General features: G+C 70.9%; 11 protein-coding genes. 7 read left to right on the top strand and 4 right to left on the bottom strand.

The genetic code is table 11. The features are described from left to right. Positions 1 to 122: 122 nt before the first annotated feature. Entirely contained in the window at positions 123 to 2,666 is a 2,544-nt protein-coding gene (locus OG407_RS24215; RefSeq protein ID WP_405861103.1) for a bifunctional SulP family inorganic anion transporter/carbonic anhydrase, read from the bottom strand. A 336-nt stretch (positions 2,667 to 3,002) separates the two neighbouring features. Between OG407_RS24215 and OG407_RS24210 the strand changes: the two genes are divergently transcribed. Continuing rightward, positions 3,003 to 4,274, top strand: coding sequence for a hypothetical protein (locus OG407_RS24210; protein ID WP_403596172.1), 1,272 nt, complete (start codon positions 3,003 to 3,005; stop codon positions 4,272 to 4,274). A gap of 45 nt (positions 4,275 to 4,319) precedes the next feature. Here OG407_RS24210 and OG407_RS24205 read toward each other — a convergent pair whose 3' ends face one another. Next, on the bottom strand, positions 4,320 to 5,300 hold the full coding sequence (locus OG407_RS24205) for an ATP-binding protein (protein ID WP_405861101.1): 981 nt from the start codon (positions 5,298 to 5,300) through the stop codon (positions 4,320 to 4,322). 101 nt (positions 5,301 to 5,401) lie between these two features. On the opposite strand from OG407_RS24205, the gene OG407_RS24200 reads away from it, so the two are divergent. Beyond that, the gene (locus OG407_RS24200) at positions 5,402 to 6,226 is read left to right on the top strand and encodes an oxidoreductase (RefSeq protein ID WP_403596178.1); all 825 of its coding nucleotides are present in this window, start codon (positions 5,402 to 5,404) and stop codon (positions 6,224 to 6,226) included. Between the two features lie 29 nt (positions 6,227 to 6,255). On the opposite strand, the gene OG407_RS24195 is transcribed toward OG407_RS24200, so the two are convergent. Both OG407_RS24195 and OG407_RS24190 read right to left on the bottom strand, forming a co-directional pair. Further along, positions 6,256 to 6,420 carry a hypothetical protein gene (locus tag OG407_RS24195; protein WP_403596181.1) on the bottom strand — a complete coding sequence of 55 codons (165 nt, stop codon included), beginning with the start codon at positions 6,418 to 6,420 and terminating at the stop codon, positions 6,256 to 6,258. Between the two features lie 153 nt (positions 6,421 to 6,573). Next, positions 6,574 to 7,407: an HAD family hydrolase gene (locus OG407_RS24190; RefSeq protein ID WP_405861099.1), complete on the bottom strand. Its 834-nt coding sequence runs from the start codon at positions 7,405 to 7,407 to the stop codon at positions 6,574 to 6,576. Between the two features lie 585 nt (positions 7,408 to 7,992). Between OG407_RS24190 and ssd the strand changes: the two genes are divergently transcribed. From ssd to OG407_RS24165, 5 genes are all read left to right on the top strand, one after another. After that, positions 7,993 to 9,096 carry a septum site-determining protein Ssd gene (ssd, locus tag OG407_RS24185; RefSeq protein WP_405861097.1) on the top strand — a complete coding sequence of 368 codons (1,104 nt, stop codon included), beginning with the start codon at positions 7,993 to 7,995 and terminating at the stop codon, positions 9,094 to 9,096. Positions 9,097 to 9,638: 542 nt separating this feature from the next. Beyond that, positions 9,639 to 10,796, top strand: coding sequence for a TadA family conjugal transfer-associated ATPase (locus OG407_RS24180; protein WP_405861095.1), 1,158 nt, complete (start codon positions 9,639 to 9,641; stop codon positions 10,794 to 10,796). Between the two features lie 444 nt (positions 10,797 to 11,240). Further along, entirely contained in the window at positions 11,241 to 12,101 is an 861-nt protein-coding gene (locus OG407_RS24175) for a type II secretion system F family protein (protein WP_405861093.1), read from the top strand. Between the two features lie 364 nt (positions 12,102 to 12,465). Beyond that, positions 12,466 to 13,278, top strand: a complete 813-nt coding sequence (locus OG407_RS24170) for a type II secretion system F family protein (RefSeq protein WP_405861091.1) — start codon at positions 12,466 to 12,468, stop codon at positions 13,276 to 13,278. Positions 13,279 to 13,893: 615 nt separating this feature from the next. Then, positions 13,894 to 14,478: a hypothetical protein gene (locus OG407_RS24165; protein ID WP_405861089.1), complete on the top strand. Its 585-nt coding sequence runs from the start codon at positions 13,894 to 13,896 to the stop codon at positions 14,476 to 14,478. The last annotated feature ends 86 nt before the right edge of the window (positions 14,479 to 14,564 follow it).

Genomic DNA, 14,564 nt, shown 5'->3' with positions numbered 1-14,564 from the left:
ATCAGACCCGGGGGTCCGATGACAAGGGTCGCCGAAATATTGGTTTAGACCTGTCATCGGACCCGCTGGGCGATACGCGTGGCGGGGGTCTTTCGTACCCACGGACGCCGGGTGAACAAGGTTCAGGCCGACAGATCCGCCACCCCCACCCCGTCGAACACATCGTCCCCGTCCTCCCCGGTCAGCAAGTACGCCTGCGCCTCACCGACATGGAAGTACATCCCGTGCAGCTCCAACGCCCCCTCCCGCAAGGCCCGAGCCACCGACTCATGCCCCCGCAGATGCTCCAACTGCTGGACCACATTGGTCAGACACAACTGCTCTACGGCGTCTGCGGGCGCCCTTCCGGTCAACCGCGCCCAGGGCCGGCCGTCGTCGGCCATCCGCTCCAGGCTCGGCAGCCCGTGCCGCAGCCACCGCTTGAGCGGCGTTTGGGCGCCCCCGGGCTCGGAGTTGAGCAGCGCCTGCATGGCCCCGCACCCGGAGTGCCCGCATACCGTGATCGATCTCACGCGCAGCACGTCCACCGCGTACTCGATCGCGGCGGCCACCGAGTCGTCCCCGCTCTCCTCGCCCGGCGGCGGCACGAGGTTGCCCACGTTCCGCACGACGAACAGGTCGCCGGGACCGCTGGAGGTGATCATCGACGTCACCAGCCGCGAGTCGGCACAGGTCAGGAAGAGCTGCGAGGGCCGCTGCCCTTCCCTGGCCAGCCGGGCCAGCTCCCCGCGCACGAGCGGGGCGGTGTTGCGCTGGAACGCGCTGATGCCACGGGCCAGTTGGTGGCCACCGGGGCCGGTGTCCTTGCCGGCACCGGGGTGGGTGTCCGTGCCGGTGCCTGCGTCGCCCGGTGCGGGACGGTCCGTGGGCTCGCCCGGGTGTCCGCTCGGCGGGGCGGACTGCGGGTGGTCGCACTGGTGGTTGCGCCAGGGCGTCCAGGGGTGGCAGCGGCAGGCGGTCGACGTCGTCGGCTCACCGGCCGGAGGGTTGGCCGAGGTGCGGGCCGGAGCCGTGGTGAGGGCGGGAGTCTCGGTCGTCGTGCCGCTCGTCGTGCCGGTCGGGGTGTCGGCAGGTGTCGCTTCGTCCCCGGTGTGGCCCGGCTCGGTGACGCGAACTCCCGTACGCCGCCCGGTCAGTTCGGCGGAGCCCCCGCGCGCGGTGTGCGCGCTCTGCCAGTCCTGCAGTGACTCGTACGCCGCGTGGTCCATGAACGAACCGTCCAACTCCACGACGACGTGGGTGCCTTGGGGTACGAGATGCAGGGTGCGGCTGAGCCGCGGCACCGCGAGGAACGTCAACTGTCCTCGGACGTGTACGTGATGGACTCCTTCCTTCTCGTCGTGCGTGATGCGGGTGTGGGCAAGGCGGTTGAGGGCGACGGCGACGGCCACGGTGACCCCGAGGAGCACGCCCTCCAGGACGCCGAGGAAGACCACGCCGAGGGTGGTGACGGCGTAGACCAGGACTTCGCGGTGGCGGGTCACCGTGCGGATGTGGTGCAGGGACACCATCTGGATGCCGACGGCCATCACGAGTGCGGCGAGCGAAGCGAGGGGAATCAGCTCCAGCACCGGGACCATCAGCAGCGCGGCTACCACTACGAGAACGCCGTGCAGCATCGTGGAGTTCCGGCTCACGGCACCGGCTTGCACATTCGCCGAACTCCGTACGGCCACGCCCGCGACCGGTAGTCCGCCGAGTGCGCCGGAGACGATGTTGGCGGCGCCCTGGCCCAGCAGTTCGCGGTTCAGGTCGGAGCGGCCGACGCGGGCGGAGAGCCCGGGCTGCCCGGCGATCAGCTTGTCCACGGCGACGGCGCCGAGCAGCGACTGCACGCTGCACACCAGCGTGGTGGTGAGCACGGCGGCGGCGATCCCGAGCACCGGCCCCTCGGGCAGTCCGGCCAGCGCGTGACTGCTCCAGGACGGCAGGTCGACCTTGGCCAGGCTCAGCCCGGTGAGGGAGGCGGTGAGGGTGGCTCCGGCTACGGCGACGAGCGCGGCCGGGATCTTGCGCATCAGGTGCCCGAGCCGGCCGGGGACGCGCGGCCACAGCAGCAGAAGGGCCAGCGTCAGCACGCTCATCGCCACGTCGGCGGGGTGCAGGTCGGCCAACTGGGCGGGCAGGGCGCGGAGGTTGGCGAGGACTGAGCTCTGCGGGGTGCCGCCCAGCACGATGTGCAGCTGGGCGACGGCGATGGTGACACCGATGCCGGCGAGCATGCCGTGCACGATCGCGGGGCTGACGGCGAGCGCGGTGCGGGCCACGCGCACGCAGCCCAGGGCGAGTTGGGCCAGGCCCGCGAGGACGGTGACCGCGCAGGTCGTGCGCCATCCGTAACGGTGGATCAGGTCGGCGGTGACCACGGTGAGTCCGGCGGCCGGGCCGCTGACCTGGAGGGGGCAGCCGCCGAGCAGACCGGCGACGAGACCGCCGGCGGCGGCGGCGACCAGGCCGGCCTGGAGGGGTGCGCCGGTGGCGAGGGCGATGCCGAGGGACAGAGGGAGGGCGATCAGGAAGACCGCGATGGAGGCCGACACATCGGCGCCCGCGATACGGAACCGGCGGCGCGGGGGTGGCGGCGGGCTGTGCGGCGGGTGGACGCGCTTCGTCCGATGCGCGGTCGCATTCGAGTCGGTGGCGCGGGTGGGTACGCAGGCTGACATGTCTTCCCGTCTCCTCCGGGGCAGCGCGGTCGCGGAACTGGTGGTCCCCGTCGATGGCGGGGGTCGGTCGCGGCCGTGGGGTCACGGCGTGCAGCGGCGGGATATCTCAACGCTCGGTAAATGGATCGTAATGCAGAGTAAAGGTCAAGCATGGGGTTTGCGAGCAAATGGGCTAATAAGTCACTACGGAGAGTGAAGTGAGAATTTCATCGGCTTGTCGTACTAATCCCACCTTCGGCCCCGTGCGACCTTGGCGGCGCTGCCGGGATTCCCGGCACATCACCAGAAAACGCCCTGACCGGCGTCGGTCCGAACGAAGGAAGAAGGTGGGCGGACATGGCCGCCACCCAGAGGATCACCGCGGGCGCCGTGATCGCCGCGGCCTGTGCCGCGTCGCTCGCCGGTTGCGCGATCGGTGACAACGGTTCCCCGCAGGGAGCGCACGGTCCGCACAAGGCGGCGCCCGCCCCGGCACCCAAGAGCGGAGTCCGCCTGATCGGGGACGGCTCCACGTCGTACACCGGGGCGCAGCCGCATCTGCCCAGACCCGAGCGGCTCAAGCCCGGCCAGAAGCCCCCGCAGTTCGTGGTCTTCTCCTTCGACGGCGCCGGCGAGGACAGCCAGAAGCTGTTCTCCCACTTCCGCAAGGTCTCCAAGGCCAACCACGCGAACATGACGTACTTCCTCAGCGGCGTGTACATGCTGCCGGAGGACAAGCGCGACCTCTACAAGCCCCCGGAGCACTCGCCGGGCAGCTCGGACATCGGCTTCAACGACGAGCAGGGCATCGCCGACACCGTGAAGCAGCTGCGCCTGGCGTGGCTGGAGGGCAACGAGATCGGCACCCACTTCAACGGTCACTTCTGCGGCAAGAACGGCGGGGTCGGCGAGTGGTCGGTCGCCGAGTGGAAGAGCGAGATCGCCCAGGCGAAGCAGTTCGTGAAGACCTGGAAGACCAACTCCGGGATGAAGAAGGCGTCTTCACTGCCCTTCGACTACGACAAGGAACTCGTCGGCGCCCGCACGCCCTGCCTGGAGGGCCAGGCCAACTTCATGAAGGCGGCCAGCCAGCTGGGCTTCCGCTACGACACCAGCGGGGTCAACGACCAGATCTGGCCCAAGAAGAAGGAGGGGCTGTGGGACCTGTCCATGCAGCTCGTCCCCTTCCCCGGCCACACCTACGAGCAGCTGACCATGGACTACAACTTCATGGTCAACCAGTCCGGCACGCAGACCCAGGGCGACCCCGACAAGTTCGACCAGTGGGGCGACGAGATGCGTGACGGCCTCCTCAAGGGCTTCGACCGCGCCTACGACGGCAACCGCGCGCCCCTGGTCATCGGCAACCACTTCGAGTCCTGGAACGGCGGCACCTACATGCGTGCCCTCGACGAGGTCATCGAGAAGGTCTGCAACAAGTCCGAGGTGCGCTGCGTGTCCTTCCGGCAGTTGTCCGACTGGCTGGACGCTCAGGACCCGCAGACCCTGGCCAAGCTGCGCACCCTGAACGTCGGCGAGGCACCGAAGCCGGGCTGGACGTCCTTCCTGACCGGCCGCCCCGCCCCGGCCCCGAAGGGCGTCCCCGGGGCGCCGGCGGTCAAGCAGTAGGAGCTACTGGTCAAGCGGTAAGCGGTAGTTCGGGGAGGGCGCGCTTCACGCGGTGGCGGTGACGCTCTCGTCGAGCACGAACCCGGGGTCGACCTGCGCCGCCAGGTCGGCCCCGGTGCGCTCGTTGCCCCAGCTCTGCGCGTTCTTCAGGTGGAAGTGCACCATCTGCCGCGTGTAGCGCTCCCAGTCGCGCAGTGCGTACGTCGCGTCGGCGGCGATCTCCAGCAGCCGCAGGGCGCGGCGGTTGGCGTCCTCCAGGAGCTCGAACCGGGGCGGCCGGCCCTTCTCCATGGCGCGCACCCAGTCCGAGTGCCCCACCGTCACGAGCAGGTCGTCCCCGACCTCGGCGCGGAGGAAGTCGAGGTCGTCCTGGTCCCGCACCTTGTTGCCGACGACCTTCAGGACGACCCCGAAGTCGCGGGCGTACTCCTTGTACTGGCGATAGACGGAGACCCCCTTCCGGGTCGGCTCGGCCACCAGGAACGTGATGTCGAAGCGGGTGAACATGCCGGAGGCGAAGGAGTCCGAGCCCGCCGTCATGTCCACCACGACGAACTCGTCGCGCCCGTCCACCAGGTGGTTCAGGCACAGCTCCACCGCTCCCGTCTTGGAGTGGTAGCAGGAGACCCCCAGGTCGGCGTCCGTGAAGGGGCCCGTGACCATCAAACGGACGGCGCCGCCGTCGAGTTCCACCGGTCGCGCGCAGGTGTCGTAGACCGGATTGTTCTCGCGCACCCGCAGCAGCCGGGAGCCCTCGCCGGGCGGGGTGGTCTTGATCATCGTGTCGGCGGAGGCGATGCGCGGGTTGGTGCCGCGCAGGTAGTCCTTGATCAGGGGGAGGTGCTCGCCGAGTGCGGGCAGTGCGGCGGCCTCGGACTCGTCCAGGCCGAGGGCGGGGCCCAGGTGCTGGTTGATGTCCGCGTCGACGGCGACGACCGGCTGGGCCGTGGCCGCGAGGTGGCGGACGAACAGGGAGGACAGGGTGGTCTTCCCGCTGCCGCCCTTCCCGACGAAAGCAATTTTCATGTTCACGAAGCGTAGTCGTGGCGTAGCTGTGTGTGGCAGGTGTGCGTGAAGAAGACCACTCAATCGTGGGGCGCGCCCCGGGGATGGCTACTGTCGTACTCATGAGTACGACAGGTGCGACCGCCGATCCGCTCGCGGCCCTGGGCACGCTGCCCGGAGTGGCCGAGTCCGTCGAGTCCATGCGCAAGGCCGTGGACCGGGTCTACGGGCACCGCGTCATGCGGCGCCGCAGCAACGAGCTCACCGCCGAGGCGGCACTGCGCGGCGCGCGTGGCTCGGCGGCGCTGTCCGGGGCCGACTGGGCACTCGAAGAGGTGCGTCGGCGTACCGACTTCAGCGGTGACGCGGAGGCCCGCACGATGGGCGCGGCCCTCCGGCTGTCCGCCGAGGCGGGCCAACTGCTGTCCATCTGGCGGCAGTCGCCCCTCCGGGTGCTCGCCCGACTGCACCTGGTGGCGGCCGCGAGCAACGAGGACGCGGTCGGCCGGCCGCGACAGCAGGGGGAGGCGGTTCACGAGCCGCTCGTCGAACTGCCGTTGCCGGGCGCGGCCGAGGTGTCCGGGCGCCTGGACGGACTCGCGGACCTGGTCATCGCGGGCGGCTCGGCACCGGCGTTGGTGACCGCCGCCGTCGTGCACGGCGAACTGCTCGCCCTGCGTCCCTTCACCTCCCACAACGGCCTGGTCGCGCGCACGGCCGAGCGGATCGTCCTCATCGGCAGCGGCCTCGACCCGAAGTCCGTGTGCCCGGCGGAGGTCGGCCACGCCGAACTGGGGCGCGCGGCCTATCTGGCGGCCCTGGACGGCTACGTATCGGGCACCCCGGAGGGCATGGCCGCCTGGATCGCGCACTGCGGCAGGGCGGTCGAGCTGGGGGCGCGCGAGTCGACGGCGGTGTGCGAGGCGCTTCAGCGCGGGGCCGCCTGACAGCGAAATGGCCCTCTACTGGAGGGCCATTAAAGGGATGCGGCGGTACGAGGATTCGTACCGCCGCTGGCATGTTCCACCGGGTTACCAAGCGTCCTCGAAATATTGCCCATCAGGTCGGGAACGTTGCCCGTCACCTGGTGCGGCTGGCCCGTAATCGACGGGTCGACGTCGCGTGGGTGCTCGATGGTCATGCGCGGTCCGTGGGGCCAAATGCGGTATTAAGGTGATCCTTTCGGATGTCCTTGGTCTCGCGGGCCGTTGAATCCTTTGTACTCCAGCCCTGGAGGAAGCGGAACCCCTGGTCGCGGTTCTTTACTTTTACGTTCAAAGGGTTACCAACCGGCTTAAACGGTCACCGCTTTGCGTCGGTTCGCGTACCAGACGAGCCCCGCCGTGGCCGCCGCGGCACCCACGGCCGCCGCCACGACCAGCGCCGGGCGGGGCGGTACGGAGAGCACGGGCAGCCGCTGCTTGAGCCGGACCGGGCGGTTGAAGTCCAGAATCGGCCACCCGCGCGCGAGTGCCTCGCGGCGCAGCGTGCGGTCCGGGTTCACGGCGTAGGGGTGGCCGACCGACTCCAGCATCGGCACATCGGTCGCCGAGTCGCTGTAGGCGTAGCAGCGGTCGAGGTCGTACCCCTCGGACTGCGCCAGCTCCTTGATCGCCTCGGCCTTCGTCGGGCCGTACGCGTAGTACTCCACCTCGCCCGTGAAGCAGCCGTCGTCGCCCACGACCATGCGGGTCGCCACCACCCGGTCCGCGCCCAGGAGTTCACCGATCGGCTCGACCACCTCGGCGCCCGACGTGGACACGATCACCACGTCGCGGCCGGCGGTGTGGTGCTCCTCGATGAGCGAGGCCGCCTCGTCGTAGATGATCGGGTCGATCAGGTCGTGCAGCGTCTCCGCGACGATCTCCCTGACCTGTTGGACGTTCCAGCCGCGGCAGAGTGCGGACAGGTACTTCCGCATCCGCTCCATCTGGTCGTGGTCGGCGCCACCGGTGAGGAAGACGAACTGCGCATAGGCGGTCCGCAGGGCGGCTCTGCGGTTGATCAGTCCGCCTTGATAGAAGGACTTGCCGAAGGTGAGCGTGCTCGACTTCGCAATGACCGTCTTGTCCAGGTCAAAGAAGGCTGCTGTGCGGGGCAAGGAGTGGTTTTCCACAACCCAGAGCATAGGCGCAGCCCATTCGGCGTAAGGTGAGGCGCGTGGGTTTGCCTGAGAGGCCTCTCGGGTACACCATGGAAGTCACGGATCGTTCGCGACCGTGCTAACGCGGTCCGGCTCCTCCCCCCCCGAGTCGGCCGTGAAGGCGACCCCCACTCTCCCCCCCGGTGGGGGTCGTCGCATGTCCGGACGCTTTTTCCCTCCCTGTACGTGGTCGTGAGGCCAACCCGAGGCGGCTGATGCCGCCTCTTTTTCATGCCCAGAACTCGTCACCGTGCGTAGTTGGCGGACTGCGCTGTGGAACTCGTACAGAGGTGAGTACAGGGGTCACCGGTATGGGTGAAGGCGATATTCACAGGCCCTGAGTTGTCCACAGTTTTCGACCAAGATCCACACGATTTCCGCGATGCCCGCACCGTGATTCCAACGCGTCCTCGCTCGCGGCGAGTTCATGGCCCGTTCCGTTTGTCGGACGCGTTTGGCCGGTTTCTGTCGGCCGTGCATATGGAGGGCCGGTCCCCGGTTCTCCACACCTTTGGAAATCGCGGGGCCGCAGGGGTGACGCGAGAGACACAGCGATGGGGGATGGAAAACATGGCCGGAACCGTCACACACGATCCGCCGCACGCCGCCGGAGGGCGACAGGGCGGACCGCTGATCGTCACCGAGGACGTCGAACTCCTCGACGACCTGCTGCGCCTGTGCGCGGCGGCCGGCGCGACACCCGAGGTCCATCACGGGGTGCCGGAGCGCCAGGGCGGCTGGGAGACGGCGCCGCTCGTCCTGGTCGGCGACGACGCGGCCCGCCGGGTGCGCGGGGCCGCCCGACGGCGCGGGGTGGTGCTGGTCGGCCGGGACCAGGACGACTCCGGGGTCTGGCGGCGGGCCGTCGAGATCGGCGCCGACCACGTCCTGATGCTGCCCGACGGCGAGCAGTGGCTGGTCGACCGCATCGCCGACGTGGCCGAGGGCGTCGGCCGTCCCGCGCTCACCGTCGGCGTCATCGGCGGCCGCGGCGGGGCCGGAGCGTCCACGCTCGCGTGCGCCCTCGCCGTCACCTCCGCGCGTGAGGGGCTGCGCACGCTCCTGGTGGACGCGGATCCGCTGGGCGGCGGACTCGACGTACTCCTCGGCGGCGAGACGGCGGAGGGCCTGCGCTGGCCCGCGTTCGCCGCCTCGCGCGGCCGGGTCGGCGGTGGCGCCCTGGAGGAGTCCCTCCCCGAACTCCACTCGCTCCGGGTGCTCAGCTGGGACCGCGGAGACTGCGTCGCCATCCCGCCCCAGGCGGTGCGGGCGGTCCTCGCCGCGGCCCGACGGCGCGGCGGCACGGTCGTGGTCGACCTGCCCCGCCGCATCGACGACGGGGTCGCCGAAGCCCTCGCCCAACTCGACGTCGGCCTCCTCGTGGTCCCCGCCGAACTCCGCGCCGTCGCGGCGGCCGGCCGGGTCGCGTCCGCCGTCGGCATGGTCCTGCGCGACCTCCGCGTGGCGGTGCGCGGGCCGTACGCCCCCGGCCTCGACGACCGCGAGGTGGCCCGCCTCCTCGGCCTGCCGCTGGCCGGTGAAGTGCCGGTCGAATCAGGGCTGTTGCGGCCGCACGAGGGCAAGTCGCCGCCGGGGGCGGCGGGGAGGGGGCCGTTGGCGCGGTTCTGCCGGGAGTTCCTGGAGCGGGCGTTGGTCGAGGTGGGTGGCGTATGAGGCGGGTGGTGGGGAGCGCGGGGGGTTCCGAGCGGGGTGGTGTGGCGGGGGTTCTGGGGAGCGGAGTGCCTGGGCCGGCGGGGATGGGCGGTTCGGCGGGTGCGGCGAGGGGCGCGGCTTTGGGGGACGGAGGTTCGGCGGGTGTTCCGGGGAGCGGGGCGGTCGGGGTTGAGCGGGTGCGGGACTCGGGCGGTGCTTCGGGGCGGTGGGCTTCGGGTGGCGCCGGGGTGCGCGGGGACGTCGGGGTCAGTCGGATGCGGGGCTCGGTGGGGGGTTCGGGTGAGGTCGAGGTGAGTGGGGCGATCGGGCGTGAGCGGGTGCGGGATTCGGTGGGTGCTTCGGGGCGGTGGGCTTCGGGTGGGGTCGGGGCGAGTGGGGGCGTTGGGGTCGATCGGGTGCGGGATTCGGCGGATGTTTCGGGGCGATGGGCTTCGAACGAGGGCGGGCCGAGCGGGGTCGTCGGGGTCGATCGGGTGCGGGGCTCGGCGGGGGCTTTGGGACGGTGGGCTTCGGATGCGGGCGGGGCGAGTGGCGGGGCGGGGATGCCCGTCGGACTGCTCGACGGTGTGCGGCGGTGGCTGGCCGAGAGCGGGGGTGAGCCGACGCCCGCGCGGGTGGCGCAGGCACTGCGGGAGCAGGGGCGGGTGCTGGGGGATGCCGAAGTGCTGGGCGCCGCCGAGCAGTTGCGGTCCGAGCTGGTGGGCAGCGGCCCGCTGGAGTCCCTGCTGGCCGACCCCTCGGTGACCGACGTCCTGGTGTCGGCCCCGGACCGGGTCTGGGTCGACCGGGGCGGCGGCCTGGAGCTGACCGCCGTCTCCTTCCCGGACGCGGCAGCCGTACGACGCCTCGCGCAACGCCTGGCCGCGGTGGCCGGACGCCGGCTGGACGACGCCCGCCCCTGGGCCGACGCCCGGCTGCCCGACGGGACCCGCCTGCACGCCGTACTGCCCCCGGTCGCCGTCGGCTGTACCTGCCTGTCGCTGCGGGTCGTACGGCCGCGCGCTTTCACGCTGGACGAGTTGGTCACGGCGGGCACGGTGCCGCCGGGCGGGGACCGCATCCTGCGAGCGTTGATCGAGGCGCGGCTTTCGTTCCTGATCAGCGGCGGTACCGGCAGTGGCAAGACGACGTTGCTGAGCGCGCTGCTGGGGCTCGTCGGACCGGGTGAGCGGATCGTGCTGGCGGAGGACTCGGCGGAGCTGAAACCGGACCATCCGCACGTCGTACGGCTGGAGAGCAGACCCGCCAACCAGGAGGGCGCCGGGCTCGTCACGCTCCAGGACCTGGTCCGCCAGGCGCTCCGGATGCGGCCGGACCGGCTGGTTGTCGGTGAGGTGCGAGGGCCTGAGGTTCTTCATTTGCTCGCAGCCCTTAATACGGGCCACGAGGGCGGCTGCGGGACCGTCCACGCGAACGCGGCGGCCGATGTCCCGGCCCGCCTGGAGGCCCTGGGTACGGCCGCCGGCCTCGACCGGGCGGCGCTGCACAGCCAGTTGGCGGCGGCCTTGTCGGTGGTCCTGCATCTCGTACGGGACCGGGCTGGGCGGCGACGGATCGCCGAGGTCCATGTCCTGGAGCGGGATCCGTCGGGGTTGGTGCGGACGGTGCCGGCGTTGCGGTGGGGGGTGGAGGCGTTCGCGTATGAGCGGGGGTGGGAGCGGTTGCGGGAGCTGATTCGGGGTGGAGGTGACGGGGGTTAGGACGGGGTGGGGACGGGCTGGCGGGAGTGAGTGGTCGTGGGCGTCGCCGGGGTGGATCTCCGGCGGGTGGCCGGGTGGCCGGGTGGCCGGGTGGCCGGGTGGCCAGGTGGGAGTCGGAGTGGAGACGCGCGTGCGGGTGGGGCGGGTTCGGCGCGTGGCAACCGTCACGGGCGTCGTACCGGTCGGCCGGTGGGTGGGCCTGAGCGGTGAGTTGGAGGCGTGCGTGGGGCGGGTGTTGGGCGGCGGGAGTGGTCATGGGAGCCGTGCGGGACGAGCGGTAGGTGGGTCGGAGTGGTCGTGGGTTCCGCGTGGGACGGGCGGCAGATGGGCCGGAGTGGTCGTGGGTTCTGCGCTGGACGAGCAGCAGGTGGGCCGGAGTGGTGATGGGCGTGGGTGCGGGACGGGCTGCGGTGACGGTGAGCGGGAGTGGTGATGGGTGTGGCGATGAGTGACGTGTCGGTCGGGGTGGTCGCGGTGTGTGTCGGGGGACTGGTCTGGTTGATGGGCGGGCGGCGATCCGGGGCTCGGCGGGCGGAGTTGTTGTTCGCGGGTGGGGGAGCGGTGGGCGTTGGGCCGCCCTTGTGGGAGCGGGGCGTGGGTGAACTGCGGCGGGTCCGGGGGCGGTTGCGGGTCGAGTGGTGGGCGCTGGGTGCCGGGCTCGTGTTGGCGGTGCTGGGGGCTTCGGTCATTCCGGTTGTCGCGGGGGCGGTCGGGGTGCCGTTGCTGCGGCGGGTGCGGGTGGCCGGGGAGGCGCGGCGGGCGGGGGAGTTCTGCGGGGACGCGGTGATCGGGCTGTGCTCGGCGCTGGCCGGGGAGGTACGGGCTGGGCGGCAGCCGGGGGAGGCGTTGCTGCGGGCGGCGAGTGACTCCGGTGGGCTCGGTGAGGCGCAGGCCGGGGTGTTGGCGGCGGCGCGGTTCGGCGGGGATGTACCGGGTGCGCTCACCTCTGCGGCGCGACAGCCGGGCGCGGAGGGGTTGTTGGGGCTGGCCGCGTGCTGGCGGGTCGCCGTGGATCAGGGTGCCGGGCTCGCGGCGGGACTGGACCGGCTCGAAGGGGCGTTGCGTGCCGACCGGGATCAACGGGCCGATCTTCGCGCCCAGTTGGCGGGGGCGCGGGCCACCGCGGTGATGCTCGCCGGGTTGCCGGTGCTCGGGCTGTTGCTGGGCGCGGCGATGGGTGCGGATCCGCTGCGGGTGCTGCTGCACAGCGGGGCGGGGTTGGGGTGCCTGGTGGTCGGGGGGTCGTTGGAGGGCTTGGGGCTGTGGTGGGCGCTGCGGATTGTGCGGGGGGTGGAGGCGGCGTGAGCGGGGGTGGTGGTTGCCGTTGCCGGGTTGGGGTGGGTGGTTTCGGTTGTGTGCGGGGTGCGGGGTGCGGGTGGGTGGGGGCTGGTCGCGCCCGCGCGGCGGAGCCGCATATCGATACAGCCCCGCGCCCCTGAGGGCATCGGGGTTCGCGGGGTGAGGGGTGCGGGTGGGTGCGCCCTCGCGGTGGAGCCTCATGCCGATACAGCCCCGCGCCCATCCCGCGCCCTAAAGGCATCGGGGTGGGCGGGGTGCCGGAGATCGCTTGGTCGTCGCGAGGTCTGAGGGGATCCGGCGCTTTGCGAGAGCCCGGAGCGGTGTCGGCGTGGAAGCGGAAGTTGGCCGGAGTTCGGAGAGAGGAGGCGGCGTGAGTGCGGAAGTTGTCCACAGGCTGGGGGTCGTTGTGGGGGCGGTGTTGGTCGTGGGGTGGTTGGTGCGGTGGCTGGACGGGGTGCGGTGTGAGCGGAGGGCGCGGCGACGGCTGGCCGGGTTGCTGCTCCGGGAAGCTCGGGACGTTCGGGAGGTTCGGGAAGTGGCTTCTGCCGGGCGGCGGTTCGAGGCTCGGGACGTTGCGCGGAGGTGGCTGCCCGCGGTGGGTGTGGTGGGTGCCGGGTGGGTGTTGGTCGGTGGGTTCGCCGGGGTTGTGGTGGGTGCTGTCGTCGCCGTCGGGCTGTGGCAGTGGCGGCGTCGGCAGGTGGCCGGCGATGCCGTCGCCGAGCGCGATGCCGCCACCGCCGCCCGCCAACTCCCGCTCGCTGCCGATCTGCTGGCCGCCTGCATCGCCGCCGGAGCCTCGCCGGTGATCGCCTCCCAGGCCGTGGGAGAGGCCCTCTCAGGGCCCCTGGGGGAACGGCTGGCGCGTGCGGCGGCAGAGGTGCGGCTCGGTGGCGAACCGGCCGACGCCTGGCGGAGGTTGGCCTCGCTTCCGGGTGCCGGCCCGCTGGCCCGGCTGCTCGAACGGGCCGACGAGTCGGGGCTCCCCGCGGCCGGACCGGTCGCACGGCTCGCGGCGGAGGCCCGCGCCGACTGGACCCGCACCACGACGTCACGGGCCCGGCGGGCGGCCGTCCTGATCAGCGCACCGGTGGGGCTGTGCTTCCTGCCCGCGTTCATCGCGGTCGGCGTGCTGCCTGTGGTGATCGGGCTCGCCGGCGGGGCGGTGGGAGGGGGTGGCGGCTGACGGGAGGAGCGAGGGCGAGCGGTGACGGACGTAGGACGAAGAACGGCTGACGTATGACGGGCAATCGCTGAACCTCAGCGGCTGACCGGGCGAGCAAGTGAACTGACAGGAACCTCACGGGGGTTGAGATGTACAAGGCAGTGCAGGCAATGCAGGCAGTAGCGGTACGGGCCGTGCGAGCGGTGCGGGTACGGGTGCGGATGGGTGGCTCGGCGCGCGGGGATGCCGGGATGGCCACGGCCGAGTAGTCAAATGTGTGGCTATGCACCCATCCCGACAGGGGTCAGTCTACTCGCATGAGGGGCCCGTGGGCAGTCCTGCGAGGCTGGCAAACGCGCAGGTCAGAGCGCCTGTGGCAGGCGTCTCGGGTGCCGTTCCAGGGGGTGTTCCGGGATGCTGCTGCGGCGACCAGCGGTGATCGCCGACACGGATGCCGATCTGGCCTTGATCGCGACCATCTATGACGAAAGATCGACAGCAAAGAACGCCCGACCACGCGGCGGTTGAGGGTCCTTCTACGCCGAAAGCCTGGTGGCTACTTATCGCCGTACCTGCCGTACGTCCTCACGGATAGGGTTCTTGAGGCGAACGCTGACAATCTCACGGGCGGGGAGCATGAGCGAACCGATAATCGGTGCTGCCGGGAAAGCGGCTATGCAGGGGTTTCAAGCCGCATCGCAACCGCTCGTGATGGTCAAGCTGGGACGGCGTGAAGACCGTGCCGCTGCCTACGACCGGTTCATGAGTGCGTGTGCGCGCTACTACTACAGCGATGGTGAGGAAGGTCTCGCAGAGTTGGATGCCGCTTGCCAGGCAATCCATCTGCGTTCACCAAAACCAGTGCGGAGCGCCGCCGACAAGCTCGCTTCCTACCTTATAGCCCTTACCCAGCCGGAGCGGGCTGGTGCAACGCTCTTCGTGTTCGAGGAGGAGCTCGCAGCAGAGCACGGACCGATCAGTAGTCTCGACGACTTTCGCCCGCCCACGATGGAACAAGATCTTGAGGAGTACTACGGTACGGAGGCGTCGAGGAAAGACCGCAAGTTCCAGGCCCTGATCCGGGAGTTTACCGAGAGTGCGCGTATCGACGTGCGGTCGTGGTACTTGGGTTGGATACCTCGTCACCACCAGGATTTCCCGCCATGGTGGTGGCGTTGGCTCGTGCCTTGGCCGGTGAAGAACTGGGCTAACCGGCTCTAAAAGCTGACGCGTGGTAGGTCTCCAGCGCGCAAACCGCCGTCGGAACCACTGCTGTGATCGTCGACGGCGGCCAACGCGATACCGGC

It is taken from the genome of Streptomyces sp. NBC_01515 (genome assembly GCF_045040345.1).
GTDB lineage: Bacteria > Actinomycetota > Actinomycetes > Streptomycetales > Streptomycetaceae > Streptomyces.
The sequence above is the reverse complement of the archived record's forward strand: the minus strand, read 5'-3'. Positions and strand labels throughout refer to the sequence as shown.

Bases quoted from the DNA above. Each gene is read 5' to 3' on its own strand.
- OG407_RS24215 (WP_405861103.1), bottom strand. From the start codon at position 2,666: ATGTCAGCCTGCGTACCCACCCGCGCCACCGACTCGAATGCGACCGCG.
- OG407_RS24210 (WP_403596172.1), top strand. From the start codon at position 3,003: ATGGCCGCCACCCAGAGGATCACCGCGGGCGCCGTGATCGCCGCGGCC.
- OG407_RS24205 (WP_405861101.1), bottom strand. From the start codon at position 5,300: ATGAAAATTGCTTTCGTCGGGAAGGGCGGCAGCGGGAAGACCACCCTG.
- OG407_RS24200 (WP_403596178.1), top strand. From the start codon at position 5,402: ATGAGTACGACAGGTGCGACCGCCGATCCGCTCGCGGCCCTGGGCACG.
- OG407_RS24195 (WP_403596181.1), bottom strand. From the start codon at position 6,420: ATGACCATCGAGCACCCACGCGACGTCGACCCGTCGATTACGGGCCAG.
- OG407_RS24190 (WP_405861099.1), bottom strand. From the start codon at position 7,407: ATGCTCTGGGTTGTGGAAAACCACTCCTTGCCCCGCACAGCAGCCTTC.
- ssd (WP_405861097.1), top strand. From the start codon at position 7,993: ATGGCCGGAACCGTCACACACGATCCGCCGCACGCCGCCGGAGGGCGA.
- OG407_RS24180 (WP_405861095.1), top strand. From the start codon at position 9,639: ATGCCCGTCGGACTGCTCGACGGTGTGCGGCGGTGGCTGGCCGAGAGC.
- OG407_RS24175 (WP_405861093.1), top strand. From the start codon at position 11,241: ATGAGTGACGTGTCGGTCGGGGTGGTCGCGGTGTGTGTCGGGGGACTG.
- OG407_RS24165 (WP_405861089.1), top strand. From the start codon at position 13,894: ATGAGCGAACCGATAATCGGTGCTGCCGGGAAAGCGGCTATGCAGGGG.